The organism is Pseudonocardia sp. Ae505_Ps2, assembly GCF_001932425.1.
In the GTDB taxonomy this organism is placed as follows: Bacteria; Actinomycetota; Actinomycetes; order Mycobacteriales; family Pseudonocardiaceae; genus Pseudonocardia.
Genome location: NZ_MCIP01000001.1, coordinates 5,129,685 through 5,153,704, shown reverse-complemented (window position 1 = coordinate 5,153,704; position 24,020 = coordinate 5,129,685). Strand labels below are relative to the sequence as shown.

Here is a 24,020-nt window from a genome sequence, read left to right as displayed (position 1 = left end):
ATCTCACGGGAACCTCCGGGACCTGGGGGAGCGGTCGGGGACGAGGTGACGGGACCCGGGCCCGCGGGCGGGCCATGATCCACAGCGGGTCACGACGGAAGTCTGGCACGGGTGAGCGGGCGCTCACCCACCGGGTTCTCCATCGGATGTCGGACACTTGTCCGCGGTCCCGGAGGCACCCGTCCGGACGGGCGCGGGCCCGACCCCCACCCGGCGGTGGCGCCCGCGACACCGTTCGCGACGATGGGGCGGTGACAGGCACGGCACCCCCGGACATCCAGCAGCACCGCTCGATCAACCAACGCATCGCCGACGAACTCGGCGCCCGGCCGGACCAGGTCGGGGCCGCGGTGGCCCTGCTGGACGAGGGCTCGACGGTCCCGTTCGTCGCGCGGTACCGCAAGGAGGCGACCGGCGGACTCGACGACGCCCAGCTCCGCACCCTGGAGGAGCGGCTGCGCTACCTGCGGGAGCTGGAGGAGCGGCGCACCGTCGTCCTCGACTCCATCCGCTCGCAGGGCAAGCTCGACGAGGCCCTCGAGGCCACCATCCTCGCCGCCGAGTCCAAGGCCCGGCTCGAGGACATCTACCTGCCCTACAAGCCCAAGCGCCGCACCAAGGCGATGATCGCCCGAGAGCAGGGTCTGGAGCCGCTGGCCGACGCGCTGCTCGCCGACCCGACGCTCGACCCGCACGAGACCGCCTCGGGCTACGTGACCGACGAGGTCGCCGACGCCGGCGCCGCGCTGGAGGGCGCCCGGTCGATCCTGGTCGAGCGGATCGGGGAGAACGCCGACCTCGTCGGTGGCCTGCGCGAGCGGATGTGGAGCCACGGCAGGCTGGTCACCACGGTCCGCGAGGGCAAGGAGAACGACCCGGCCGCGGCGAAGTTCTCGGACTACTTCGCCTTCGCCGAGAAGTTCACGACGCTGCCGTCGCACCGGATCCTCGCGGCCTTCCGCGGCGAGTCCGAGGAGGCGCTCGACGTCACCCTCGACGCCGGCGTCGCCGACGACGAGCCGAACCCCTACGAGGCGCTGATCGCCGCCGAGTACGGCATCGCCGACCGTGGCCGTCCCGGCGACGCCTGGCTGCTCGGCGTCGTCCGGTGGGCGTGGCGGACCCGGCTGCTCACCGCGCTCGGCATCGACATCAGGGTCCGGCTGCGCACCGCCGCCGAGGAGGGCGCGATCGGGGTGTTCGCGGCGAACCTGCGCGACCTCCTCCTCGCCGCCCCCGCGGGCACCCGCGCGACCCTGGGCCTCGACCCGGGCCTGCGCACCGGGGTCAAGGTCGCCGTCGTCGACGCCACCGGCAAGGTCGTCGACACCGCGGTGATCTACCCGCACGAGCCCCGCAAGGACCGCGCCGGGGCCCTGAAGACCCTGGCGGCGCTGTGCGCGAAGCACGCGGTCGAGCTGATCGCGATCGGCAACGGCACCGCCTCGCGCGAGACCGACGCGCTGGCCGGTGAGCTGATCGCGGCCAACCCGGGCCTGAAGCTGACCAAGGTGATGGTGTCCGAGGCCGGCGCGTCGGTGTACTCGGCGTCGGCCTACGCCTCGGCCGAGCTGCCCGACATGGACGTCTCGCTGCGCGGCGCGGTCTCCATCGCGCGGCGCCTGCAGGACCCGCTCGCCGAGCTGGTCAAGATCGACCCGAAGTCGATCGGGGTCGGCCAGTACCAGCACGACCTGCCCGAGTCGTCGCTGTCGCGGTCGCTCGACGCGGTCGTCGAGGACTGTGTGAACGCCGTCGGGGTGGACGTGAACTCCGCGTCCGCGCCGCTGCTGCGCCGGGTCTCGGGCATCTCCGAGTCCCTCGCCGCCGCGATCGTCGCCCACCGCGACGAGAACGGCCCGTTCCGGAACCGGACCGCGCTGACCGGCGTCGCGCGGCTCGGGCCCAAGGCGTTCGAGCAGTGCGCGGGCTTCCTCCGGATCCGCGGCGGCGACGAGCCGCTCGACGTCACCGGCGTGCACCCCGAGTCCTACCCGGTGGTGCGCAAGATGGTGGAGCGCACCTCGCTGGACGTCTCCGCCCTGATGGGCAACGCCGCGCGGCTGCACCAGATCAAGCCCAAGGACTACGTCGACGACACCGTCGGGCTCCCGACCGTCACCGACATCCTGGCCGAGCTGGAGAAGCCCGGCCGGGACCCGCGCCCGGCGTTCCGCACCGCGACCTTCGCCGAGGGCGTCCACAAGATCTCCGACCTGCGGCCGGGGATGCTGCTGGAGGGCGTCGTCACCAACGTCGCCGCGTTCGGCGCGTTCGTCGATGTCGGCGTGCACCAGGACGGCCTCGTGCACGTGAGCGCGATGAGCAAGGACTTCGTGTCCGACCCGCGCGACGTCGCCAAGTCCGGTGACGTGGTCAAGGTGAAGGTCCTGGAGGTCGACGAGGCCCGCAAGCGGATCTCGCTGACCCTGCGGCTGGACGACGAGCCCGGCGCGGGCGAGCGCGGCGGCCGGTCCCCCGGGCCCGGCCAGGGTCAGGGCGGTGGCCAGGGGGCCGGCCAGGGCGGCCGTGGCCGCGACGGCGGCGGGCGCGGTCCGGGCGGTGGCCAGGGCGGCGGACGCGGCCAGGGTGCCGGGCGCGGTCAGGGCGGCGGTGACCGTGGCTGGGGTGGCCGCGACGGCGGGCGTGGTGGCCAGGGCGCCGGCCGTGGTGGCTCCGCCGGGCAGGGCGGTCGCGGCGGCTCCGGCGGTCGCCAGGACCGCGGTCCCGCCAACGACGCGATGGCCGAGGCCCTGCGCAAGGCGGGTTTCGGGAAGTCCTGACCCCGAGCCCTCGCACGAACGGGCCCCCGTACGCACCGTGCGTACGGGGGCCCGTTCGTAGGAGAGGGGTGTGGGCGGGGTCAGCGGGGGAGGTCCGGCTCCAGCAGCCGCTCGGCGAGGCGGCGCAGGTCGTCGTCGGTCACGCCCCAGCTGCGCAGCCGGCCCGCCGGTCCGCCGGGGTGGGCGTCGAGGTCGTCGAGCACGGCCTCCAGGGCGGCGGCGTCCACCCCGAGCAGCGCCTCGTGGTCGGGCTCGGGCTGCCCCCAGGCGCGCAGCCGGTCCCACAGGGTCGGCAGGACCTCGTTGGTGCGCAGGTAGTCCGCGACGATCGTCGCGCGCGGGACGTCCAGCACGGCCAGCAGCACCCCGACCACGATCCCGGTGCGGTCCTTGCCCGCGGCGCAGTGCACGAGGACGGGGGCGGGCGCGTCGGCGACGGTCCGCACGATCCCGGCCAGCTCGGCGCCTGCCTCCGACGCCAGTAGCCGGTAGGCCCATCCGAGCCCGTCCTGGCCGGCGGCGGCCGTCGCGACCCGCTCCGGGGTCAGCGACGAGCCGAGCGGGACCGGCCGGACGTCGGCGACGTCGGCGAGCGGGTGCGGCTCGCGCGTCTCCGCCGCCGAGCGCAGGTCGACGACGGTCCGCGGCGGCCACGGGGAGCCGTCGGGCAGGTCGAGGGACCGGGCGTCGTGGGGGTCGCCGGGGCGGGGGGCGTCGGACCGATAGAGCACCCCGCGCCGTACCCGGTAGCCGTCCGTCGTGCGGAGACCGCCGAGATCGCGCAGGTTCGCCGGGCGCCGGGTCGCCGCGCCGGAGAGGAATGCCGTCACCCGACCAGGGTGGGTGATCTCGCCGTGGCCGCGCCGGGGGGGCGTGACCAGGGGCATCGGTGGCGTCGGTCACCCGGACCCGGCGCACGCGTCGCGTCGGGACATGGCACACTGGTCGATCGACGGCCGTAGGCGATGACGCACGGCCGCGAGCCCCGGAGGTCTGGGTTCACCGGCACATCATCTGGATCGAGATGCCGCACGCGGGCCTGGCGGGCTGGGAGAGCGGGCGAGAGCCGCCCGACGACACAGCGCACCCCCTGCGCACGCCATTTGAGGACCGAGTGACCATTCTGCTGGACCAGCACCCCGACCTGAACGACTCCGGAGACGAGATCACCACTTCCGCCGCCATGACGGACACCGACACCGCCGAGCTCGACACCGAGGTCGCCGCCACCCCCGATGCGACCGCCGTCGAGGAGCACACCTCCTCGGACGAGGTCGCCGAGGACGAGCGCACCGAGGACCGTACCGACGAGCCCGTCGACGACACCCCCGCCGGCCCGACCTTCGCCGACCTGGGCCTCGCGCCCCAGCTGCTCGACACCCTCGAGAAGCTGGGCTACGCCTCGCCGAGCCCGATCCAGGCCGCCGCGATCGGCCCGCTCATCGCCGGGCGCGACCTGCTGGGCCAGGCCGCCACCGGTACCGGCAAGACCGCCGCGTTCTCGCTGCCGATGCTGCAGCGCCTCGCCGACGGCCGCACCTCCCGCTCCCGCGGCGCCAAGCCCTTCGGCCTGGTGCTCGCCCCGACCCGTGAGCTGGCCATGCAGGTCGGCGACGCGGTCTCCAAGTACGGCGCCGCGCTCGGTGCCTCGGTCGCCTGCGTCTACGGCGGCGCGCCCATCGGCCCGCAGCTGGGCCAGCTCCGTCGCGGCGTCGACATCGTCGTCGCCACCCCGGGCCGGGCGATCGACCTGGTCAACCGCGGTGCGCTCGCGCTGGACGCGATCGAGGTCGCCGTCCTGGACGAGGCCGACGAGATGCTCGACATGGGTTTCGTCGAGGACATCGAGACGATCCTCGGCGCCACGCCGCGGGGCCGCCAGACCGTGCTGTTCTCCGCGACCATGCCGGGCCGCATCCAGAGCCTCGCGCGGACCCACCTGAGCGACCCGGCCGACATCCGGATCAAGAAGGAGGCCACGCCCGAGGGCGAGGCCCCGCGGGTCCGCCAGACCGCCTACCACGTGCCGCGCAGCCACGTCACCGTCGCGCTGGGCCGGGTGCTCGAGATGGAGCAGCCGACCGCGGCGATCGTGTTCTGCCGCACCCGCGCCGACGTCGACGCCGTCACCGAGACGCTGACCGCGCGCGGGCTGCGCGCCGAGGCGCTGCACGGCGGCATGGACCAGGAGCACCGCACCCGGGTCGTCGAGCGCCTGCGCGCCGGCCGCACCGAGCTGCTGGTCGCCACCGACGTCGCGGCCCGTGGTCTCGACATCGACTCGCTGACCCACGTGGTCAACCACGACGTCCCGTCGTCGCCGGAGTCCTACGTGCACCGCATCGGCCGGGTCGGCCGCGCGGGCCGAGAGGGCGTCGCGATCACCCTGGTCACCCCGGGGTCGGTGCGTCACCTGCGCAACATCGAGCGCCTCATCGGCGCGTCGGTGCCCAGCGCGCCGGTGCCCTCGCCGGAGGACCTGCGCACCGTGCGGCTCGCCCGCACCGCGCTGGCCCTGCGCGAGCAGGCCGGTCAGGACGCCGACACCCCGCCGCAGGACGGTGTGGAGCAGCTCGTCGTCGAGCTGGCCCGCGACCACGACCTCGCCTCGATCGCCGCCGCGGCGATCCGGATCGCCCGCGCCGGCAACTCGGTGCCGGACGACGAGATCGAGATCCCGCAGGTCCGCTCGCGCGGTGGCCGCGACAGCGGCCCCGGTGACCGTGGCCCGCGCCGCGACCGCGACGGTCGTCCGACCGGTGCCCGCGGTCAGGGTGCCCGTCCGCCGAAGGCCGGTGCGACCCGCCTGTTCGTCTCGGCGGGCCGTGCCTCGGGTGTGCGCCCGCAGGACATCGTGGGTGCGCTGGCGAACGAGTCCCGGCTGTCCGGCCGCGACATCGGCGCCATCCAGATCCACGAGCGCCACTCGCTGGTCGAGGTGCCCGAGCACGCCGCGGACGACGTGCTGCGCTCGCTGCGCGGTGCGACGACGCTGAAGGGCCGCAAGGCCAACGTACGTCGCGACCGGGACAACGCCGGCGCCCGCTAGACCCGGTACACACGACAGGGGCCCCGCGCGATCCGCGCGGGGCCCCTGTCGTCGGTGGGGGAGGGCCAGCCGCCTCGGCCCGGCCACCGTGGCGGAGCGTGCCGAGGAAGACCGTCGCGTCCTGGTCCCGCATCGTCAGGCAGCCCGCGGACCCGGAGTCGCCCCCCGTGGAAGGCGATGCCGCCGGGCCTGCACCGGCGATCTGCGGGAGGATCGGCCCGTCCCGACCACCGGAGTCCGGCCGAGGAGCGCGCATGACCACCACCAGTTCCCGCAAGCCCCGCAGCCACCAGGTCACCGACGGCATCGGTGCCACCGCCGCCCGCAGCATGCTGCGCGCGGTCGGCATGCGCGACGACGACTTCGCCAAGCCCCAGATCGGCATCGCCTCGTCCTGGAACGAGATCACCCCGTGCAACCTGTCGCTGCAACGGCTCGCGACCGCGGCGAAGGAGGGCGTGCACACCGCGGGTGGCTACCCGCTGGAGTTCGGCACGATCTCGGTCTCCGACGCCATCTCCATGGGACACCGGGGCATGCACTACTCGCTGGTGAGCCGGGAGATCATCGCCGACTCGGTGGAGACCGTCGTCGAGGCCGAGCGGCTCGACGGGACGGTGCTCCTGGCGGGCTGCGACAAGTCGCTGCCCGGGATGCTGATGGCCGCGGCCCGGCTGGACCTCGCCGGGGTGTTCGTCTACGCCGGATCGATCATGCCGGGCCGGGTCGGCGACCGGGAGGTCAACATCGGTGACGCCTTCGAGGGCATCGGCGCCTGCGCCCGCGGCCTGATCACCCCCGACGAGCTCGACACCCTGGAACGCGCGATGTGCCCGGGGGAGGGGGCGTGCGGCGGCTTCTACACCGCGAACACGATGGCCGCGGCGGCCGAGGCGCTCGGGATGGCGCTGCCCGGCTCGGCCAGCCCGCCCGCGGTGGACCGGCGCCGCGACGGCGTCGCCAGGGCCTCCGGCGAGGCCGCGGTCGGGATGATCGCGAAGGGGCTGACCGCGCGGTCGATCCTGACCCGCGAGGCCTTCGAGAACGCGATCGCCGTCGTCATGGCCTTCGGCGGGTCCACCAACGCGGTGCTGCACCTGCTCGCCATCGCCCGCGAGGCCGAGGTGCCGCTGACCCTGGACGACTTCAACACCGTCGGCGACCGGATTCCGCACCTGGCCGACGTCAAGCCGTTCGGGCGGCACCTGATGTACGCCGTCGACCAGGTCGGAGGCGTGCCGGTGGTGATGAAGGCCCTGCTCGACGCCGGCCTCATCCACGGCGACGCCCGCACCGTCACCGGCGGCACGGTCGCGGAGAACCTCGCCGAGCTCGACCCGCCCGGCCTCGACGGCTCGGTCATCCACGACCTCGCGAACCCGATCCACCCCACCGGCGGGCTCACGATCCTGCGCGGCTCGCTCGCCCCCGACGGCGCGGTGGTCAAGTCCGCCGGGTTCGACGCCACCACCTTCACCGGCACCGCCCGCGTCTTCGACGGCGAGCAGGGCGCGCTCGACGCCGTCGACGCCGGGGAGATCGGGCCCGGCACGATCGTCCTGATCCGCTACGAGGGCCCCCGCGGCGGACCCGGGATGCGGGAGATGCTGGCCGTCACCGGGCGGATCAAGGGCGCTGGCCTCGGCAAGGAGGTCCTGCTGGTCACCGACGGCCGCTTCTCCGGGGCGACGACCGGGCTGTGCGTCGGGCACGTCGCGCCCGAGGCCGCCGACGGCGGACCGATCGCGCTGGTCCACGACGGGGACACGATCACCCTGGACATGAAGGCCCGCACGATCGACATCGGCGTCGAGCCCGCCGAGCTGGAGCGGCGTCGCGCGGGGTGGACGTGCCCCGAGCCGACGAACCGGCGCGGGGTGCTCGGCAAGTACGCGAAGCTCGTCTCCTCGGCGGCCGACGGGGCGGTCTGCGGCTGACCCGCGCGAGCGCCGTCGCGACCCGGCCGACATCGCGCCGACACGGGTTCGCAACATCGGTGACGGACGCTGGTGGGGATGAGCACCGATGCCGGGACCGTGAACGGCCTCTACCGGGTACGGGTGCGGCTGCCCGACGAACCGGGCGCCCTGGCCCGCCTCACCGCGGCCCTGGCCGCGGTGGACTGCAACATCCTCGCCCTGTCGGTGCACGGCCAGGATGCCCACTCGGTCGTCGACGAGCTGCTGGTGTCGGGGCCGTGCAGCGTCGGGGAGCTGTCGGTCGCGATCTGCGACGCGGTCACCGGCGGCGGGGTCATGGTGCTGCCGGCCGACCCGCACGACCTGGTCGACCCGCCGACCCGGGCGCTCGACCTGGTCGCGGCGGGCCGGACGGCGGCCGACGGCGTCGCGGCGCTGCTCGGCGCCGCGTCGGTCCGCACCCCGGGCCCGGACGACCCCGGGGTCCGCGACGAGCACGACATCGAGCTGCGCGCCGCCGACGGCACCCGGATCGTCGCCCGCCGGGCGGCGCCGTTCACCGTGACCGAGGTCGCCAGGGCCGAGGCGTTCCTGCGGGCGGTCGCCACGCGTCCCGAGTCCGACCCGCGCGGCCGGCCGACGGCCTGACGGCACGACGGCGCTGCGGCATGGCGGCGCTGCGGCACGGCGGCACGGCGCACGCTCCCGGTCGGGCACCGCGCTCGGCGACGTGCCGACACCGGTCGGCGCCGACGGTCGCCGCGCACGCTTGTGACCGCGTCCGCGGCGCTGCCATCCTGCGCGCAGGACATCCGAGAACTGGGCACGACCTCCACACCGCCCACGGCGGGACGGAACGCACGGCCTCCGGCGGCGTCCTCATCATCGTGAAACACAGGTGACCCGCCGCCGCAACCCACGACGGCGATCGTCATCGGCGTGGAGGCCGGCATGGACGAGCAGCAGCAGGGGACGCCGCGGTGCGGCGTCGGGGTGGTCGTGCCCTACGACTTCGCGCTGGACCACGAGATGTGGCGCTGGGTCCCCGAGGGGGCGACGCTGCACCTCACGCGCACCCCGTTCGTCGAGACCCCGGCCGACGCCGGACAGGCCCGGCTGATCTCGGACCCGGCCATGGTGCGGACCGCGGTGCGCGAGGTGCTGACACCCGGGCCCGGCGTCGTCGCGTACTCGTGCACCTCGGGCAGCTTCGTCGACGGCGCCGCGGGGGAGCGGGCACTGCGTGCCGCGGTCCTCGACGCGGGCGCCCCGGCGGCGGTCACCACGGCCGGAGCGCTCGTCACGGCCTGCGCCGAGCTGGGCGTGACCCGGCTCGCCGTCGCCACGCCCTACGTCGACGACCTCACCGACCTGCTCGCCGGTTTCCTCGCCGAGCACGGCGTCGCCACCGTCGCCCGGCACGGCCTGGGCCTGCTCGGCGGGATCTGGCAGGTCCGCGCCGACGACGTCGCCGCCGCCGTGCGTGCCGCCGACCACCCCGACGCGCAGGCGGTGTTCGTCTCGTGCACCAACCTCGCCACCTACGACGCCGTCGCCGGCCTCGAACGCGAGCTCGGCAAGCCCGTCCTCACCGCGAACCAGGTGACGGTGTGGGCCGCGCTGCGCGCGGTCGGTCGTGACGCCGACGGGCCGGGGCAGACGCTCGTCGAGGGGCGCCCCGCCGTCGCGGCGCCGTCGGAGCCCCCGGTGCCGTCGGAGGCCCCGGCGCTGCCGGAGCCGACGGTGCTGCGGGTGGTCGGGGCACCGGAGCTGCACAAGGTCCGGGTCCGGCTGCCCGACGAGTCCGGGGCGCTGGCGCGGCTCACCGCGGCCGTCGCCGAGGTCGGCGGCAACATCCTGTCCCTGTCGGTGCACGCCCAGGACGCGGGGTCGGTGGTCGACGAGATGCTGGTCGGCGGCCCGGTCACCGCCGAGCGGCTCTCCCGGGTGATCCGGCGACGGCTGCGCGGCTCCGCCCCGGACACGGTGCGGGTCACCCCGGCCGACCCGCACGAGCTCGTCGACACCCCCACCCGGGCGCTCGACCTCGTCGCGGCGTCCCGCACCCCGGACGGGCTGCGCGAGGCCCTCGCCGCCCTGCTGCACGCCGACGACGTCGTCGCCGGCCCGGCGACCGGAACCCACGTGCTGGAGCTGACCGGTCCGGACGGCACCCCGCTCGTCGCGCGCCGGGGCTGGGCGCCGTTCACCGTCACCGAGCGGGCCCGGGCCGAGGCGTTCCTGCGCGCGGGCGCGGCGGGCCCGGTCGGTGAGCTGCTCCTCGACGACGGTGACGCGCTCACCGCGACCCCGGCGACCGGTGCCGAGACCGCCGAGCTCGCGACGCTGCTGCGCACCTGCGTCGCGGGGTCGCCGGAGGCCGGGACCAGCTGGACCGACGCCGACCTGCGCTCGGTGCTGCTGCCACCCAGCGGGCGCTGCCTGCTGCTGCGCTCGCGGGCGGGAGACCTCGTCGCCGTCGCTGCGCGGCTCACCGCGCCGGACACCGGTGCCGAGACCGTCGTGGTGGTGCACCCGCTGCACCGCCGCCGCGGACTGGGCCGGTGGCTGCGGCGGCGGCTCGCCGCCGGCGTCCCCGTCTAGCCTGTCGGGGTGTCCGACGACCGCACGCTCGACCCCGGGAACCTGCCCGACGACTGGGACTCCTGGAAGGACCGCGTCGACCTCACCGACTACGACCGGAAGTGGGCGGCGATGGCCGCGGCGGGGGAGAACCCGCACGGCGAGGCCGATCTGGTCACCGCGCTGTGCGGCGACGGCCCCGTGCTCGACGGCGGCTGCGGCACCGGCCGCGTCGCGATCGAGCTGGACCGGCGCGGGATCGCCGTCACCGGCGTCGACCCCGACCCGGACATGATCGCCGCGGCCCGGGCCAAGGCGCCCGCGCTGCGCTGGGTCGCCACCGGTCTGGAGCGCCTCGACCTGCCGGACCGGTTCGCGCTGGTGGTGCTCGCGGGCAACGTGATCCCATACGCGAGCGACCGTGCCGGAGTGGTCGCCGGGTGCGCGGCGCACCTGCGCGCCGGCGGGCTGCTGCTCGCCGGGTTCGCGACGCAGCCGGGCTGGCCGACCCCCGACGACCACGACGCGTGGTGCGCCGCCGCCGGGCTCGTGCCGGTCGCGCGCTGGGCCACCTGGGACCGCGAGCCGTGGTCGGGGGGCGACTACGTCGTCGCGCTGCACCGGCGCGACTGAACGCGACTGAACCCCGTCGGCCGCCCGGCCGGCCCCGCTCAGCCGGGCACCCGGGCGAGGATCTCGCCGTGCGGGATCACCAGCCAGCCGTCCGGGTGCGCGGCCCACTCCCGCCACGCCGCCGAGATGTCCGCCAGCTCGGGCTCCTCGGCCAGCCCGCGGTCGACGGCCATCCGGCCGACCCCGGTGTGGATGCGGTCGGCCCACATCCCGCCCCAGGCGGCGCGGGCCCGCGGGGTCGCGTGGCACCAGACCGACGCCGACGGTGTCACCTCGCTGAACCCGGCCGCGTGCGCCCAGCCGAGCAGCCGCCGTCCGGCGTCGGGCTCGGCGTCGTTGCCGCGGGCGACGGCCCGGTACAGCTCCAGCCAGCGGTCCAGGCGCGGGTCGTGCGGCCACCAGTGGAACCCGGCGTAGTCGGCGTCGCGGGCGGCGACCAGTCCGCCGGGGCGGGCGACCCGGCCCATCTCCCGCAGCACCGCGACCGGGTCGGACACGTGCTGGAGCACCTGGTGGGCGTGCACGACGTCCCAGGTGTCGTCCGGGTCGGACAGGGCGTAGCCGTCGTCGACGGCGAACTCCACGTCCAGGCCGCGGGCGGCGGCACCGGCGCGGGCCTGCTCCAGGGGGCCGGGCACCACCTCGACGCCGCGCACCCGGCCGGGCGCGACCCGCTCGGCGAGGTCGGCGGTGATGCTGCCGGGGCCGCAACCGACGTCGAGCAGGCTGGTGCCGGGCGCGAGCCGGTCCAGCAGGTAGGCGCACGAGTCCTGCGCGGTGCGGGCCGCGTGCGACCGGACGACGACGCCCGGATGACCGTGGGTGTAGGTGTCGCGGGGCACGGGGGTCAGCCTGGCACGCCGTCAGCCGGCCCGGCGCTCGGCCGGCGGTCTGCTCGGTCGGGCGGGCCGCTCGGTCCGGCGCGCCGCTCGGCCGGGCGGGCCGCTCGGTCCGGCACCCGGCGGATCCGGATCGGGCCCTTCGCCATCGACGGGTCCGCCACCCGGCCGGACTGCAGGATCTCCACCCGCCCGGCGTCGACGAGACGGTGCGCGGCCGTCCGCGCCGGTTCCATGAGGTCGCGCCAGCCGTCGGGGTCGACGGCGCGGGCCGCCTCGGACGGGCAGATCGTCGCCCCGCTCCTGCGCCGGTCGAGGAGCCCGGTGATCGCCGACTCCAGCTCGGTGTCGACCGGACGGCCCTTCCGCCGGTGCCGGTCCCGGGAGTGGTCGCTGCCCTGGTCCCCGTCGTCGGCCCCCGTCGTCTCCTCCACGACCACCATGGTCGTTGCGCCCGCGGCGCTCCGCTCGCCGAGCGTCGTCGGGCGCCCGGTTGGCGGAGCGGGGCGCGGGTGCGGCCGTCGGACCGGGGGCCTCAGCTGCGGGCGAGCACGGCCGCGTCGAGGGCCTCGCGCATGGCGGCCTCCGGGCCGGGGCGCCCGGTCATGAGCTCGACCTGCGCGACCGCCTGCTGCAGCAGCATCTCCAGACCGGAGACGATCCGCGCGCCGGCCGCCGCCGCGCCGCCCGCGACGACCGTCGGCCACGGCGCGTAGACCGCGTCGAGCAGCACGGTCCCCGGCCGCCAGCGGGCGCCGGCCAGGGCGTCGGCCGCCCCCGCCGGGAGCGTGGAGACGACCGCGTCGGCGCCCTCGAGCAGCCGCGCCGCGGCGGGGGGATCGGTCAGCACCGCGTGCACCGTCACCTCGGTGCCGAGCCGCTCGGCGGTCCCGCGCAGCGCGGAGGCCCGCCCGGCGTCGCGGACCAGCACGTCGACGGCGTCGACCTCCATGTCGTGCAGCGCGGCGACGGCGGCCTGCGCGGTCCCGCCCGCCCCGAGCACGACGGCGCGCCCGCCGCCGGCACCCGCGGCGCGCAGCGAGCGCGCGATCCCGGTGACGTCGGTGTTGTGCGCCGTCGCGCCGGTGCCCTCGAAGACCAGGGTGTTGCCGGCGCCGATCGCGGCCGCCCCCGGCGCGACGTGGTCGGCGACGTCGAGCAGCACCCGCTTGAGCGGCATCGTCAGCGACAGTCCGGCCCACTCCGGGCCGAGCCCGGCGACGAACCCGGCCAGGCCCGCCTCGTCGACCTCGTACCGGTCGTAGTGCCAGCCGGCCAGCCCGAGTGCGGTGTAGGCGGCGTTGTGCAGCGCCGGGGACAGCGAATGGGCGATCGGGGAACCCAGGACGGCGGCGCGGCGGACGGGGGACGTGCTCATCCGGGCAGTATCCCGCGGCGGCTCAGACCGCCCGCGACGGCTCCCGCTGCGCGGCCGCCACGGTGCGCCGGGTCCGCGCCCAGCTCCACCAGCCGTGCACGACCAGCCCGGCGAACACGACGTAGACCGCGGCGGAGAACCACAGCCCCGAGGCCAGCTGCAACGGCACGCCGACGGCGTCGACCAGCAGCCAGATCACCCAGAACTCGACGAACCGCAGAGCCTGGGCGAGGAACGCGACCGCGGTGCCGACGAAGATCGCGGCATCCGGCCAGGGCGCCCAGCTGGCGTCGAGCGCGTCGAGGACCAGCGCCATGACGACGGTGCCGCCGACGAGCAGCCCGGTCAGCCCGAGCCGCTGGGCGGTGCTCGCCTGGCGCACGGCGAGCCCGTAGACCGGGTCGCGCCTGCGCAGCCACGCGACGAGCCCGAACACCGAGATGGCCAGCACGATGACCTGCCGGAACGCGAGCCCGCCCAGGTGGGCCGAGGCGTAGACGGTGAACAGCAGCACGCAGGCCGCCATCTGCACCGGCCAGGTCGCGAGGCTGCGCCGGCGCGCCAGGAAGACCACGGCGATGGCGCCGATCTGCCCGACGAGCTCGGCCCACGACACGAACTGCCCGAACGCGGTCAGCCCGTGGTGCAGCAGGAGGTCCACGACGGTCCCCTTCCCGGAGCGCGGCGGGCACGCCCCGTGACAGCACACAACGACGGCGCCGTCCCCGCCCATCCCCACCCGGGCCGGTGTGAGCGGACCCACACCACCCTCGGTCGAGCGGGTCTCCCCGTCCGACCCCACGGCGACGACGCTCCGCCCCCGGGTGGGAGGCTGCACCGTGTGGGTGGTTCGGAACGCACGGTCCTGGTCCTGGGTGGTCGCAGCGAGATCGGGCTGGAGGTCGCCGAACGGCTCGCCGCCGGCGACACCGACACGGTCGTGCTGGCCGCCCGCCGCCCCGACGAGCTGACCACCGAGGCGGCCCGGGTGCGGGCCGCGGGCGCCGCGGTGGACACCGTCGCCTTCGACGCCGACGACCTCGCCCGCCACCGCCCGCTGCTCGACGAGGTGACCGCCCGGCACGGGCGGATCGACGTCGCCGTCGTCGCGTTCGGGATCCTCGGCGACCAGGCCCGTGCCGAGACCGACGCCGCGCACGCCGCCGCGATCGTGCACACCGACTACCTCGCCCAGGTCCACCTGCTCACCGAGCTGGCCCAGGTGCTGCGCGCGCAGGGGAGCGGGACGCTGGTCGTCTACTCCTCGGTGGCCGGGGTCCGGGTGCGGCGCGCCAACTACGTCTACGGCAGCGCCAAGGCCGGGCTCGACGGGTTCGCCTCCGGCCTGGCCGACGCGTTGCACGGCACCGGGGTGCGGCTGGTGCTGATCCGCCCGGGGTTCGTCGTCGGCCGGATGACCGAGGGCATGAGCCCGGCGCCGCTGTCGTCGACGCCCGCGCAGGTCGCCGACGCCACGGTGCGCGCGGTCCGGCGCGGTCGGGGCAACGCCGACGTCTGGGTGCCCGGCACGCTGCGGCTGCTGTTCCTCGGGCTGCGGCTGCTGCCCCGCGCCGTCTGGCGGCGGATGCCCCGTTAGCGACACGATCTACAGGTGAATGGTGTCCCGCGATCTGCGTGTGGCACTTCCCCTGGAGTGGCCTGGCTCATATCGTCGCGTGCGCATCCCGTTGGACGACGACGTCTGAGGAGAACCACCGTGGGACACACCCGTGGAGCAATCGTCCGGAGCGCTCCGGGCAAGTACGAGGTCGTCGACCTCGAACTCGACGAGCCGCGCGCCGGCGAGATCGAGGTGAAGATGGTCGCGTCGGGCCTGTGCCACTCCGACGACCACATCGCCACCGGCGACATCCCGGTCGGCACCTACCCGTTCGCCGGCGGCCACGAGGGCTCCGGCATCGTCACTCGCGCCGGGGCGAACAAGAAGGGCCTCAAGGAGGGCGACCACGTCGTCTTCTCGTTCCTGCCGTCCTGCGGGCACTGTCGCTGGTGCGCCAGCGGCATGCAGAACCTGTGCGACCTCGGCGCGGGGCTGCTCGCCGGCACCCGCTGGGAGGAGAACACCACCCGCCTGCGGCTGGCCGACGACGGCACCCCGGTCGGCCAGATGTGCGGCATCTCGACCTTCTGCGAGACCACGCTGGTCTCGGAGGACTCCTGCGTGAAGGTCCCCGACGACATCCCGCTGGAGGTCGCCTGCCTGGTCGGCTGCGGCGTCGGCACCGGCTGGGGCTCCGCGGTCAACGCCGGCGGCGTGCAGCCGGGGCACACCACGATCGTCATGGGCATCGGCGGCATCGGCATCAACGCGGTCCAGGGCGCCTCGCACGCCGGCGCGGCGAACATCATCGCCGTCGACCCGGTCGCGCTGAAGCGGGAGAAGGCCCAGGAGCTCGGCGCCACGCACGCGGTGGAGACGATGGAGGAGGCCACCGAGATCGCGAAGCAGTTCACCAACGGTCAGGGCGCCGACCAGACCGTCGTGACCGTCGGCGTCGTGAAGCCCGACCACATCGGGCAGGCGATGGCGTCGATCCGCAAGGCGGGCACCGTCGTCGTCACCGCGCTGGGGGACATCAACTCGACCGAGCCGCTGCCGGTGTCGCTGGCCGACGTCACCCTGTTCCAGAAGCGCATCCAGGGTGCGATGTTCGGCATGTCCAACCCGAACTGGGACATCCTGCGCCAGCTGGAGCTCTACCGGGCCGGCGCGCTGAAGCTCGACGAGCTGGTCACCACCACCTACACCCTGGACCAGGTCGCCACCGCCTACGAGGACATGCACGCCGGTAAGAACATCCGCGGCGTCATCCGCTACTGATGGGGGCATGACGTTCGTCCTCGACGGCCACAACGACCTCCCCTGGGCCCTGCGCGAGTTGTCCGGGGGTGACCCGGCCGCCGAGCCGGACGTCGCCGCCGGCGACCGACGGCTGCACACCGACCTGCCCCGGCTGCGTGCCGGGCGGGTCGGTGCGCAGTTCTGGTCGGTGTACGTGCCGGGCGAGCTGGGCCACGACGAGGCGGTGACCGCCGTCCTCGACCAGGTCGACCGGGTGCGACGGCTGCTCGCCGCCCATCCGGACGCCCTGGCGTTCGCCGACACCGCCGACGACGTCGACGCCGTCGTCGGATCCGGGCGGGTCGCCTCCCTGATGGGGGCCGAGGGCGGGCACTGCATCGCCGACTCGCTCGCCGTGCTGCGGGTCCTGCGCGGGCTCGGGGTCCGCTACCTCACCCTGACCCACAACCTGAACAACAACTGGGCCGACTCGGCCACCGACACGCCCCGCCACGACGGGCTCTCGCCGTTCGGCCGCGATGTCGTCGCCGAGATGAACCGCATCGGCATGATCGTCGACCTGTCGCACGTCGCACCGTCGACGATGCACCAGGCCCTCGCCGTCAGCACCCGGCCGGTGCTGTTCACCCACTCCGGTGCCCGCGCGGTCACCGACCACCCGCGCAACGTGCCCGCGGACGTGCTGGAGGCGCTGCCCGGCAACGGCGGCGTGGTCATGGCGACGTTCGTGCCCCGCTTCGTCTCCGCGGCGGTCACCGGCTGGGACACCCGGCTGCGCGAGGCCATGGCCGCGGCCGGTGTCGACCACCGCGACCTCGGCGCCCGCGACCGGTTCGTCGCGACCTGGGACGGTCCGCCCGCGCCGCGCGCGACCCTCGCCGACGTCGTCGCCCACGTCGAGCACCTCCGCGAGGCCGCCGGGATCGACCACGTCGGCATCGGCGGCGACTTCGACGGGACCTCCGAGCTCCCCGACGAGCTCTCCGACGTCTCGACCTACCCGCGGCTGCTCGACGCGCTCGCCGACCGCGGGTGGAGCGCCGACGACCTGGCCAAGCTCGCGCACCGCAACGCCCTGCGGGTGCTGCGCGACGCCGACGCCTGACCGCCGCGCCGGCGGCGGCAGGCCTGGGTCAGGGCGTGCCGCCGCCGGGGCGCGCCGACGCGAGCGCCGCGGCGGCGGAGGCGGCGATGCGCAGCGACCCGATCGCGGTCGGGTGGAACGGGTCCGGGGTGGCGAGCCCCATGATGTCCGGCGGCATCCGGTCGCGGTCCGGGGCGCACAGCGGCGCCAGGGCCGGCGCGGCGGTGGCGAACCCGAAGCGGGCGGCGCCGTCGGTCAGCACGTCGTTGAGACGGCGGTTCCGCTCGGCGAGGAGGTCGAGCTTGGCCTGGTCCAGGCCCGGGGTGCCGGCCGGTCCGCGCATGTCGGCGCACGTCGGGTCGAACCGGGCCGGGAACGGGTCGTAGGACAGGGTGACCACCACCCGCGGGCGGCCCGGCAGCGTGTCGAGGTCGGTGAACAGGGCGCCGACGTCGCGGGCGAACCCGGCCAGCCGGGACTCGAACTCGCCGTCGGAGAGCCGGTCGTCGCAGGTGGCGAGGCCATAGCAGTACAGCAGGAAGTCCGACCAGGCCAGGTCGTTCGGGCCGACCGCGACGACCACCCACTGCAGGTTCCGGACCTGCTTGAGCCGCCCGACCTGCGGGTCGACGGTGACGCCCTCGCGCAGCTGCGGCCCCCGCAGCCCGGCCGCGACGCCCGCCCCGGCGCAGGCCAGGTTGAGCACGTCCTCGCCACGCAGCCGGGCGAGCTCGGCGGCGAGGGAGTCGGTGCTGCGCCCGCAGGCGCGGTCCTCCGGGGTGACGGTGCCGTCCTCGCCGCGCAGCGCAGGACCGCCGATCCGGGCCGCGCGGGAGTCCCCGATCACCGCGCCCGCGACCCCGGTCACCGCGGGCCCGACCGGTGACGGGGTGACCGTCGCCGCCCCGACGAGGTCGGTCAGCGAGGTGACCCGGCCCAGGCCGGTCAGGGTGCCGTGCAGCGCGGCGACCCCGGCACCCGCCCACAGCAGCACCGAGGCCGTCACCGCGACGACGGTCATCCGCCCGATCGGCCCGGCCAGGTCGTCCCAGTGCACCGGCCGGTACCGGCGGGCGCGGGTCCGGTGCAGCGCCATCAGCAGCCGCGCGGTCGCCATCAGCCCGCTGCCCAACAGCGCGACCAGCACGATGCCGGTGGCGCCCCACAGGTACCAGGTCACGAACCCCTCACCGAGGTCGCGGACCGCGTCACCGGCGCCGTCGACGGTGTGCGGGCCCAGGGCCGGGCCGTTGTCGGCGGGCCGCTTCAACGGCCCGATCGACAGCCGCGGCCGGATCGGACCCCACACCTGCACGGTCGTGAGGTCGAACTCGGCGTTGCCGAGCTGGGCGATCTGCGCGGGCCCGGACAGCGTCAGCGGCGGCACCCTGGCGCCCACGCCGACGTCCTGGCCGAACACCTCGACGTGGTTCTCCGGGGTCAGCAGGATCACCAGCGGCACGCCGACGACGGCGATCAGCGCGAGCAGCAGCAGCGTGGGCAGCGACCGGGCCTCGCGCAGCAGCGCACGCGGCCAGGACCGGGACGTGGCACGGGTGGGCACCGTCAGCGGGCTCCGTACGGCGCGGTCGGGGCGGGCGCGGTCGGGATGGGCACGGCGCCATGGTGGCCCCGCGGCCGTACCGGAGTCACGGACGTCGTGGGGTGGCGTCGGACTCCCCGGCGCTCAGACCCCCGGCCGGGTGACCCGCAACCGCGGAGCGAGCCGTGCCGAGGTGACGGCGCCGGTGCCGTCCCGCTCGACGTCGTCGGCGAGGGCGTCCGCGTGCGCGACCAGACCGTCGAGGTCCAGCCCGGCCGGGACGGCGACGTCGAGCACCCGCCACAGCCGGACGCCCTCCGCGCCGCGACGCAGGAGCGCGACGGCGCCGCGGGCGTTGCCGCGCTGGGCGTGGGTCAGCCCGACCGCGAGCTGGGCCAGCGCCCGCCACAGTTCACGGGTGTCGTCGTCGGCGTCCTTCCAGGCGCCCTCCAGGACCTCGTGGGCGTGGAACGGCCGGCCCGAGTCGAGCAGGCGCTGGGCCTCGGTGACGGTCTCGGCGGGGGAGAGCGCCAGGTCCTCGGGCACCCGCTCGACGCCGGGGGCGCCGTGCGGGAGCGGACGCCCGGCGGCGTCGCGGGGGCGGGCGTTGCGGGCACGGCCCCGGCCGTCGCGGTCGCGGGAACGGGTCATGGCTGCGAGCGTGCCAGCTTCCCGGTTAGCGTGCGTCATGATCACCGAACTGTTCGACGTCCGTGGCAGAGTGGCCGTGGTCACCGGCGGCACCAGCGGCATCGGCCGCATGATCGCGGGCGGCCTCGCCGAGGCCGGGGCGCGGGTCTACGTGTCCAGCCGCAAGGCCGACGCCTGCGCGGGGACCGCCGCGGAGATCGGCGGCACCGGCATCGCCGCGGACCTGTCGTCGGAGGACGAGTGCGTCCGCCTGGCCGCCGAGGTCGGGGCGCACGAGGAGCGGGTGCACCTGCTGGTCAACAACGCGGGCGCCACCTGGGGCGCGCCACTGGAGGAGTTCCCCGCGCACGCCTGGGACAAGGTGCTCGACCTCAACCTGAAGGCGCCGTTCTTCCTGACCCGGGCGTTCCTGCCGTTGCTGGAGGCCGCCGGGTCGGCCGACGACCCGGCCCGCGTGATCAACATCGGCAGCATCGACGGGCTGCGCGTGCCGGAGCTGCCGAACTACAGCTACTCGGCCAGCAAGGCCGGGGTGCACCAGCTGACCCGGGTGCTGGCCCGTGACCTCGCCGGGCGTGGGATCACCGTGAACGCCATCGCGCCGGGGCCGTTCCCGTCACGGATGATGCGCGCCACACTGGAGGCGGCGGGCGAACAGATCGCCGACTCCACCCCGCTCGGGCGCCTGGGGAAGCCGTCCGACGTCGTCGGGGCGACGCTGTTCCTGGCCGGGGCCGCCGGGTCCTACGTGACCGGCGCGGTGCTGCCGGTCGACGGGGGGATCTGGACGACGCGCTGAGCCGTGCCGCGGGTCGGCGGGGTCAGTGCTCGTGGGCGACGAGGGTGAGGGCCAGTTCCACGACCGCGGAGCCGTCGGGTCCTTCGGTGGGCCACACCGTCTGGCGCAGGGCGTCGGTGCCGTCGAACGGGTCGGGCAGCCCCGCGGCCTCGCGGGCGGACAGCTCGTGCATCAACGCGATCATCGCGGGGTGCGGCAGTCCGTGGCCGGTCGCGTCCTCCGGCCCCCGGTCCCAGCGTGCGACGAGCTCACGACGCCTCGGCAGGGTCCCGGTACGGACGGGCAGGTCCTCGACGGTCGTCGGCAGCCCCTGCGGAGCCGGTGCGGTGAGCGGCCAGCACAGCGTCACCAGGGCCGCGCCGTCGTCGCCCTCGGCCATCGCCGTCCACATCGGCTGCTGCGGCGACGCCCCGGCGTGCTCGAGCTCGGCGCGCAGTCGTCCGGCGGCCCGGGACAGCGCCGCGTCGGCCCCGGCGGTGGTCTCCGGATCGTCGGGTACGGGGACGCTCAGCTCGACGCCGGCCCAGTGCCGGGCGTCGACGTCCCGCTCGACGACCGGACCGGGGTCGGCGAACGCGTCGACGAAGACCTCCGCGGCGGCGAGGGCGGCGTCCTGTGCGGCTCGGGCCGCGGCCAGCTCGGAGCGGAACCCGGCCACCACCGCGCGGGCGTCGGCCGGGGAGGCCAGGGCGGCTCGGATCCGTTCCAGGGGCGTGTCCGCCGTGCGCAGGGCTGCGACGAGCACGGCGTCAGCGAGCTGTCCGTTGCCGTAGGAGCGGTGCCGGGTGAACGGGTCGACCCGGGTCGGCCTGATGAGGCCGCGCTCGTCGTAGTGCCGCAGGGCCTTGACCGTGAGGCCGGTGATCCGGGCGAACTCCCCGATGCTCAACATGGTCGCAGTGTGGGACCTCCCGTCGGGGGAGGAGCAAGCCTCACCCGGACTCCAGCGGCCCCAGCTCGGCGACGAACTCGTCGAGGAACCGGGCCCAGTCCCGCGCCGGGGCGGCGGGGCGCACGACGAACTTGGTCAGCCCGCCCTCGACGTGGCGGCGGATCTGCTCGGCGGCACCGTCCCACCCGCGGGCGACGAGCTGCTCGGGGTCGGCGTCGGGCCGCTGCTGGGCGGCCCGGTGCAGCGCCTGCTCGGCGGCGGCGTCGGACCCGTCGCCGGGCAGCACGACGGTGACGTTCGTGCCGTAGTGGTCGTCGTCGATCGCCCGGCCCGCGTCGCGGGCGGCGGCCTCGATCACGGTGCGGGCGCGGGCGGACTCGTCGGGGGTGAGGAAGCTGCCCAGCCAGCCGTCGGCGAGCCGGCCGACCCGGCGCAGCCCGACCTCGGCACGCCCGCCGAGCCACAGGTCGAGCGGGCGGGTCGGGCGTGGTGCGACCGACGCGTCGTCGAGGGTGAAGAACTCACCGTGGTGGGTCACCGTCTCCTCGGACACCAGCCGGCGCAGCACCACCAGGGACTCCTCGAACACCGCGGCCCGGGTGCCGGGGACGGGGAACAGCTGGCGTTCCGACGGCGTCGCCGCACGCAAGCCGAACGCCGGCAGGATCCGCTTCGGCGCCAGCACCGCCAGCGATGCGAGCTCGGCCGCGAGCAGCATCGGGTTGCGGCCGGGCAGGATCGTGACGCCGGTGCCGACCTTGAGGGTCCGGGTCCTGGCGGCCGCCCACGTGGTGCCGACCAGCGCGTCGACGCCGGGGGCGGAGACCAGGTCGGGCAGCCACAGCGAGTCGACGCCCGCGCGGTCGAGGGCGTCGACGAACTCGTCGAACTCCGAGCCCGGGTCGGTGGTGCGCAGCCCCACCGAGCCGACGCCGATGCGGACCTTGCCGTGCGGGGAGGCCACCACACCGGTCGACGGTACCCGCGTCAGCGGCCCCGGCGCGGGTCCCGACCGCTGTTGCCCAGCGCCCGGTCGAACGGCGGCGCGTCGGCCGGCACCGCGACGACCGGTCCGAACAACCCCTCCCGCGACGCCTCCTGACCGGGTGCGGACATGGCGCTGGTGAACTCCAGGACGGCGGCGACGGCGTCGTCGTCCGGGGTGAACGGGCGCCCGGTCGCGACGGCGAGGTCCCAGCCGTGCAGGACCAGCTCGTCGAGGGCGATGACCCCGGAGACGTCGGCCGGCAGGTCCAGCCCGCCCGCCGCGGTGAACCCCTCCCAGGCGGCCGGCTCGCGCCAGGCCTGCGCCAGCGCGTCGAGCCGGGCCGGGATCGCGGTGCGCCAGTCCGCGACGAGGTGCGCGGCATCGGCGCTCGGCGCGGTGCCCGCGGCCTCGGGGGACTTCTGCGCCGCGACCCGGAACGCCCACGCCAGACCGTGCAGGTGGTCGAGCAGGGCGGCGACGGACATGCCGTCGCACGGGGTCGGGTCGTGGAGCTGGTCGTCGCGGACACCCGTGACGACGTCGGCCACGGCGCGGGCTGTCGGGGCGAGATCGAGCACGGATGCCACCTCCGGTCGGGTCGGCGCCCCACGGACGGGGCCCCTGCCCACTCCGACCGGCCACGGCGCCGGATCTCATCGCGGGACGTGTATTTCGACACCCGGTAGAAGGTGGGGCGGGGACTACGGCAGAGTGGACGCCAGACGTCCCGCCCGACTGGAGGAAGCCCCCGTCATGAACGACCCGTCCCTCGTCGCCAAGGTCTTCCGTGCCGTGGCGATCGCCGAGGCGCTGTCCTGGACCGGTCTGCTGATCGGCATGTTCGTCAAGTGGGTGCTGGCCACCACCGAGGTCGGGGTGCAGGTCATGGGGCCGATCCACGGTGCGCTGTTCATCGCCTACGTGCTCGTCACGCTGTGGACCGCGCGGCTGTTCCGCTGGGACCTGCGCACCACGGTGATCGGGCTGCTCGCCAGCATCCCGCCGCTGACGACGATCTGGTTCGAGCGCCACACCGGGTCCACCGGCCGCCTCGACCCGGCCCGTGCCCGGGCCGTCGCCGGCTGAGGGCCTCCCGGATCCGCGCGCCGCTCTTGACTTTTGAGGTAAGCCTAGGCTAACTTCAGGACGTCGCTTCGTGGTGGGAGCGGCGCGTCAGTTCGGGAAACACGGCCCGGCCGCATCGACCACAGCGGCCGGGCCGTCCCGCGTTCCGGGGTCCGTGTGGGTGCCGTGTCGCCGGTGCCGTGTCGCCGGTGCTGCGGCCTCGGTCTTCACGTCCTCGGTGTCCACGTCCCCGGTGTCACGGCGCCCCCGGCGGGTACGGCGAGGTCACGAGCGTCGGCTCGGGCCTGCTCGCGCGCCACGGCACGGCCGGCTCGTCGGTCGTTCGGCAACGCTGCCGGGGGAATCCGGTGGAGGCCGTTGACAACATAGGTAAGCCTTGGCTAAGTTTCACGTGTCGCTTCGTGGTGGGAGCGGCGCGTCAGTTCGGGACGAGGGCCCGGTCGCTCGACCACGGCGACCGGGCCCTCACATTTCTCCGGCTCGGTCGTCGCCCGGGGCGGGCTTCCGGATCAACCACAGACGCAGCCCCAGCTCCGCACCCATGGCGATGGCGAGCACTACGACGTAGAAACCCGTGTCGGCGAGGTCGCCACCCACCCACCAGTGGGCGGCCCCGGCGACGATCACGAACAGCGGCAGCAGCAGCAGTGCGTGAAGGGTCTCCGCACGATCCCGCTCGGGTGTCACGTGCGTCCCGTACCGCCGTCGGCCGCTCGCCCGCGCGACCAGCCACACGGCGAGCAGGGCTGCTACCAGTACGAGCACGGCACCGGACCAGGTCGCCCCCGATGCGTCCCGCAGTCCGAGCGGGCGGCCCAGCAGGGTGACCATGCCGAGCCCCCCGGCGACCACCACCGCCTGCAGCTCCAGGCAGCGCCGTCGCAGCTGCACCAGCTCCGCGCGCTCGTCGGTCTCGTTCCTGATCTGCTCCTGCGACGTGCGCAGGGCCGTCCACGGACTACGCATCCC

At 75.4% G+C, this 24,020-nt stretch carries 22 protein-coding genes; 11 read left to right on the top strand and 11 right to left on the bottom strand.

Annotated features, from left to right (window positions below; translation table 11 throughout):
• The first annotated feature begins 251 nt into the window (after nucleotides 1-251).
• Nucleotides 252-2,783 carry a Tex family protein gene (locus Ae505Ps2_RS24110; RefSeq protein ID WP_075554018.1) on the top strand — a complete coding sequence of 844 codons (2,532 nt, stop codon included), beginning with the start codon at nucleotides 252-254 and terminating at the stop codon, nucleotides 2,781-2,783.
• Nucleotides 2,784-2,863: 80 nt separating this feature from the next.
• Here the strand turns inward: Ae505Ps2_RS24110 and Ae505Ps2_RS24105 are convergent, their stop codons facing one another.
• The gene (locus Ae505Ps2_RS24105) at nucleotides 2,864-3,613 is read right to left on the bottom strand and encodes a tyrosine-protein phosphatase (protein WP_075306770.1); all 750 of its coding nucleotides are present in this window, start codon (nucleotides 3,611-3,613) and stop codon (nucleotides 2,864-2,866) included.
• A 284-nt stretch (nucleotides 3,614-3,897) separates the two neighbouring features.
• Here Ae505Ps2_RS24105 and Ae505Ps2_RS24100 point away from each other — a divergent pair, with 284 nt between their 5' ends.
• The 5 genes from Ae505Ps2_RS24100 (at nucleotide 3,898) to Ae505Ps2_RS24080 (ending at nucleotide 10,967) form a co-directional block, all read left to right on the top strand.
• Entirely contained in the window at nucleotides 3,898-5,832 is a 1,935-nt protein-coding gene (locus Ae505Ps2_RS24100; RefSeq protein WP_233147566.1) for a DEAD/DEAH box helicase, read from the top strand.
• 254 nt (nucleotides 5,833-6,086) lie between these two features.
• Nucleotides 6,087-7,769, top strand: coding sequence for a dihydroxy-acid dehydratase (gene ilvD, locus Ae505Ps2_RS24095; RefSeq protein WP_075306769.1), 1,683 nt, complete (start codon nucleotides 6,087-6,089; stop codon nucleotides 7,767-7,769).
• Nucleotides 7,770-7,847: 78 nt separating this feature from the next.
• Nucleotides 7,848-8,399: an ACT domain-containing protein gene (locus Ae505Ps2_RS24090; protein WP_075554017.1), complete on the top strand. Its 552-nt coding sequence runs from the start codon at nucleotides 7,848-7,850 to the stop codon at nucleotides 8,397-8,399.
• A gap of 303 nt (nucleotides 8,400-8,702) precedes the next feature.
• A complete protein-coding gene (locus Ae505Ps2_RS34305) occupies nucleotides 8,703-10,355 on the top strand; it encodes a hypothetical protein (protein WP_212567665.1) in 1,653 nt (550 codons plus the stop codon).
• A 9-nt stretch (nucleotides 10,356-10,364) separates the two neighbouring features.
• On the top strand, nucleotides 10,365-10,967 hold the full coding sequence (locus Ae505Ps2_RS24080; protein ID WP_233147565.1) for a class I SAM-dependent methyltransferase: 603 nt from the start codon (nucleotides 10,365-10,367) through the stop codon (nucleotides 10,965-10,967).
• Between the two features lie 38 nt (nucleotides 10,968-11,005).
• Here the strand turns inward: Ae505Ps2_RS24080 and Ae505Ps2_RS24075 are convergent, their stop codons facing one another.
• The 4 genes from Ae505Ps2_RS24075 to Ae505Ps2_RS24060 form a co-directional block, all read right to left on the bottom strand.
• The gene (locus Ae505Ps2_RS24075; RefSeq protein WP_083695852.1) at nucleotides 11,006-11,809 is read right to left on the bottom strand and encodes a methyltransferase domain-containing protein; all 804 of its coding nucleotides are present in this window, start codon (nucleotides 11,807-11,809) and stop codon (nucleotides 11,006-11,008) included.
• Nucleotides 11,810-11,814: 5 nt separating this feature from the next.
• Nucleotides 11,815-12,240: a DUF3253 domain-containing protein gene (locus tag Ae505Ps2_RS30570; RefSeq protein WP_249265339.1), complete on the bottom strand. Its 426-nt coding sequence runs from the start codon at nucleotides 12,238-12,240 to the stop codon at nucleotides 11,815-11,817.
• Between the two features lie 101 nt (nucleotides 12,241-12,341).
• Nucleotides 12,342-13,184, bottom strand: a complete 843-nt coding sequence (locus tag Ae505Ps2_RS24065; protein WP_075306765.1) for a shikimate dehydrogenase — start codon at nucleotides 13,182-13,184, stop codon at nucleotides 12,342-12,344.
• Nucleotides 13,185-13,206: 22 nt separating this feature from the next.
• A complete protein-coding gene (locus Ae505Ps2_RS24060; RefSeq protein WP_075311890.1) occupies nucleotides 13,207-13,845 on the bottom strand; it encodes a nicotinamide mononucleotide transporter family protein in 639 nt (212 codons plus the stop codon).
• A gap of 180 nt (nucleotides 13,846-14,025) precedes the next feature.
• Here Ae505Ps2_RS24060 and Ae505Ps2_RS24055 point away from each other — a divergent pair, with 180 nt between their 5' ends.
• The 3 genes from Ae505Ps2_RS24055 (at nucleotide 14,026) to Ae505Ps2_RS24045 (ending at nucleotide 17,113) form a co-directional block, all read left to right on the top strand.
• A complete protein-coding gene (locus Ae505Ps2_RS24055) occupies nucleotides 14,026-14,781 on the top strand; it encodes an SDR family NAD(P)-dependent oxidoreductase (RefSeq protein ID WP_075306764.1) in 756 nt (251 codons plus the stop codon).
• Between the two features lie 120 nt (nucleotides 14,782-14,901).
• Nucleotides 14,902-16,026 carry an NDMA-dependent alcohol dehydrogenase gene (locus tag Ae505Ps2_RS24050; protein ID WP_020626236.1) on the top strand — a complete coding sequence of 375 codons (1,125 nt, stop codon included), beginning with the start codon at nucleotides 14,902-14,904 and terminating at the stop codon, nucleotides 16,024-16,026.
• 7 nt (nucleotides 16,027-16,033) lie between these two features.
• A complete protein-coding gene (locus Ae505Ps2_RS24045; protein WP_075306763.1) occupies nucleotides 16,034-17,113 on the top strand; it encodes a dipeptidase in 1,080 nt (359 codons plus the stop codon).
• Nucleotides 17,114-17,141: 28 nt separating this feature from the next.
• Here Ae505Ps2_RS24045 and Ae505Ps2_RS24040 read toward each other — a convergent pair whose 3' ends face one another.
• Together Ae505Ps2_RS24040 and Ae505Ps2_RS24035 are read right to left on the bottom strand one after the other, a co-directional pair.
• Entirely contained in the window at nucleotides 17,142-18,656 is a 1,515-nt protein-coding gene (locus Ae505Ps2_RS24040) for a GDSL-type esterase/lipase family protein (RefSeq protein WP_075554016.1), read from the bottom strand.
• A gap of 123 nt (nucleotides 18,657-18,779) precedes the next feature.
• On the bottom strand, nucleotides 18,780-19,286 hold the full coding sequence (locus Ae505Ps2_RS24035; protein WP_139320210.1) for a DUF309 domain-containing protein: 507 nt from the start codon (nucleotides 19,284-19,286) through the stop codon (nucleotides 18,780-18,782).
• A gap of 37 nt (nucleotides 19,287-19,323) precedes the next feature.
• On the opposite strand from Ae505Ps2_RS24035, the gene Ae505Ps2_RS24030 reads away from it, so the two are divergent.
• Complete coding sequence (locus Ae505Ps2_RS24030; RefSeq protein ID WP_075554015.1) at nucleotides 19,324-20,085, top strand: SDR family oxidoreductase; 762 nt, start codon at nucleotides 19,324-19,326, stop codon at nucleotides 20,083-20,085.
• A 22-nt stretch (nucleotides 20,086-20,107) separates the two neighbouring features.
• Here Ae505Ps2_RS24030 and Ae505Ps2_RS24025 read toward each other — a convergent pair whose 3' ends face one another.
• From Ae505Ps2_RS24025 to Ae505Ps2_RS24015, 3 genes are read right to left on the bottom strand one after another with little or no spacing between them, the layout of a single operon-like run.
• Entirely contained in the window at nucleotides 20,108-20,977 is an 870-nt protein-coding gene (locus tag Ae505Ps2_RS24025) for a MerR family transcriptional regulator (protein WP_075333504.1), read from the bottom strand.
• Between the two features lie 40 nt (nucleotides 20,978-21,017).
• Nucleotides 21,018-21,944, bottom strand: coding sequence for a TIGR03854 family LLM class F420-dependent oxidoreductase (locus tag Ae505Ps2_RS24020; protein WP_233147563.1), 927 nt, complete (start codon nucleotides 21,942-21,944; stop codon nucleotides 21,018-21,020).
• A gap of 20 nt (nucleotides 21,945-21,964) precedes the next feature.
• Nucleotides 21,965-22,543 (bottom strand): TIGR03086 family metal-binding protein, encoded by a 579-nt coding sequence (locus tag Ae505Ps2_RS24015; protein ID WP_170917078.1) that lies wholly within the window; start codon nucleotides 22,541-22,543, stop codon nucleotides 21,965-21,967.
• Between the two features lie 175 nt (nucleotides 22,544-22,718).
• On the opposite strand from Ae505Ps2_RS24015, the gene Ae505Ps2_RS24010 reads away from it, so the two are divergent.
• The gene (locus Ae505Ps2_RS24010; RefSeq protein WP_075306756.1) at nucleotides 22,719-23,051 is read left to right on the top strand and encodes a DUF3817 domain-containing protein; all 333 of its coding nucleotides are present in this window, start codon (nucleotides 22,719-22,721) and stop codon (nucleotides 23,049-23,051) included.
• 465 nt (nucleotides 23,052-23,516) lie between these two features.
• Here the strand turns inward: Ae505Ps2_RS24010 and Ae505Ps2_RS24005 are convergent, their stop codons facing one another.
• Nucleotides 23,517-24,017, bottom strand: coding sequence for a hypothetical protein (locus Ae505Ps2_RS24005; RefSeq protein WP_139320209.1), 501 nt, complete (start codon nucleotides 24,015-24,017; stop codon nucleotides 23,517-23,519).
• Nucleotides 24,018-24,020: the final 3 nt, after the last annotated feature.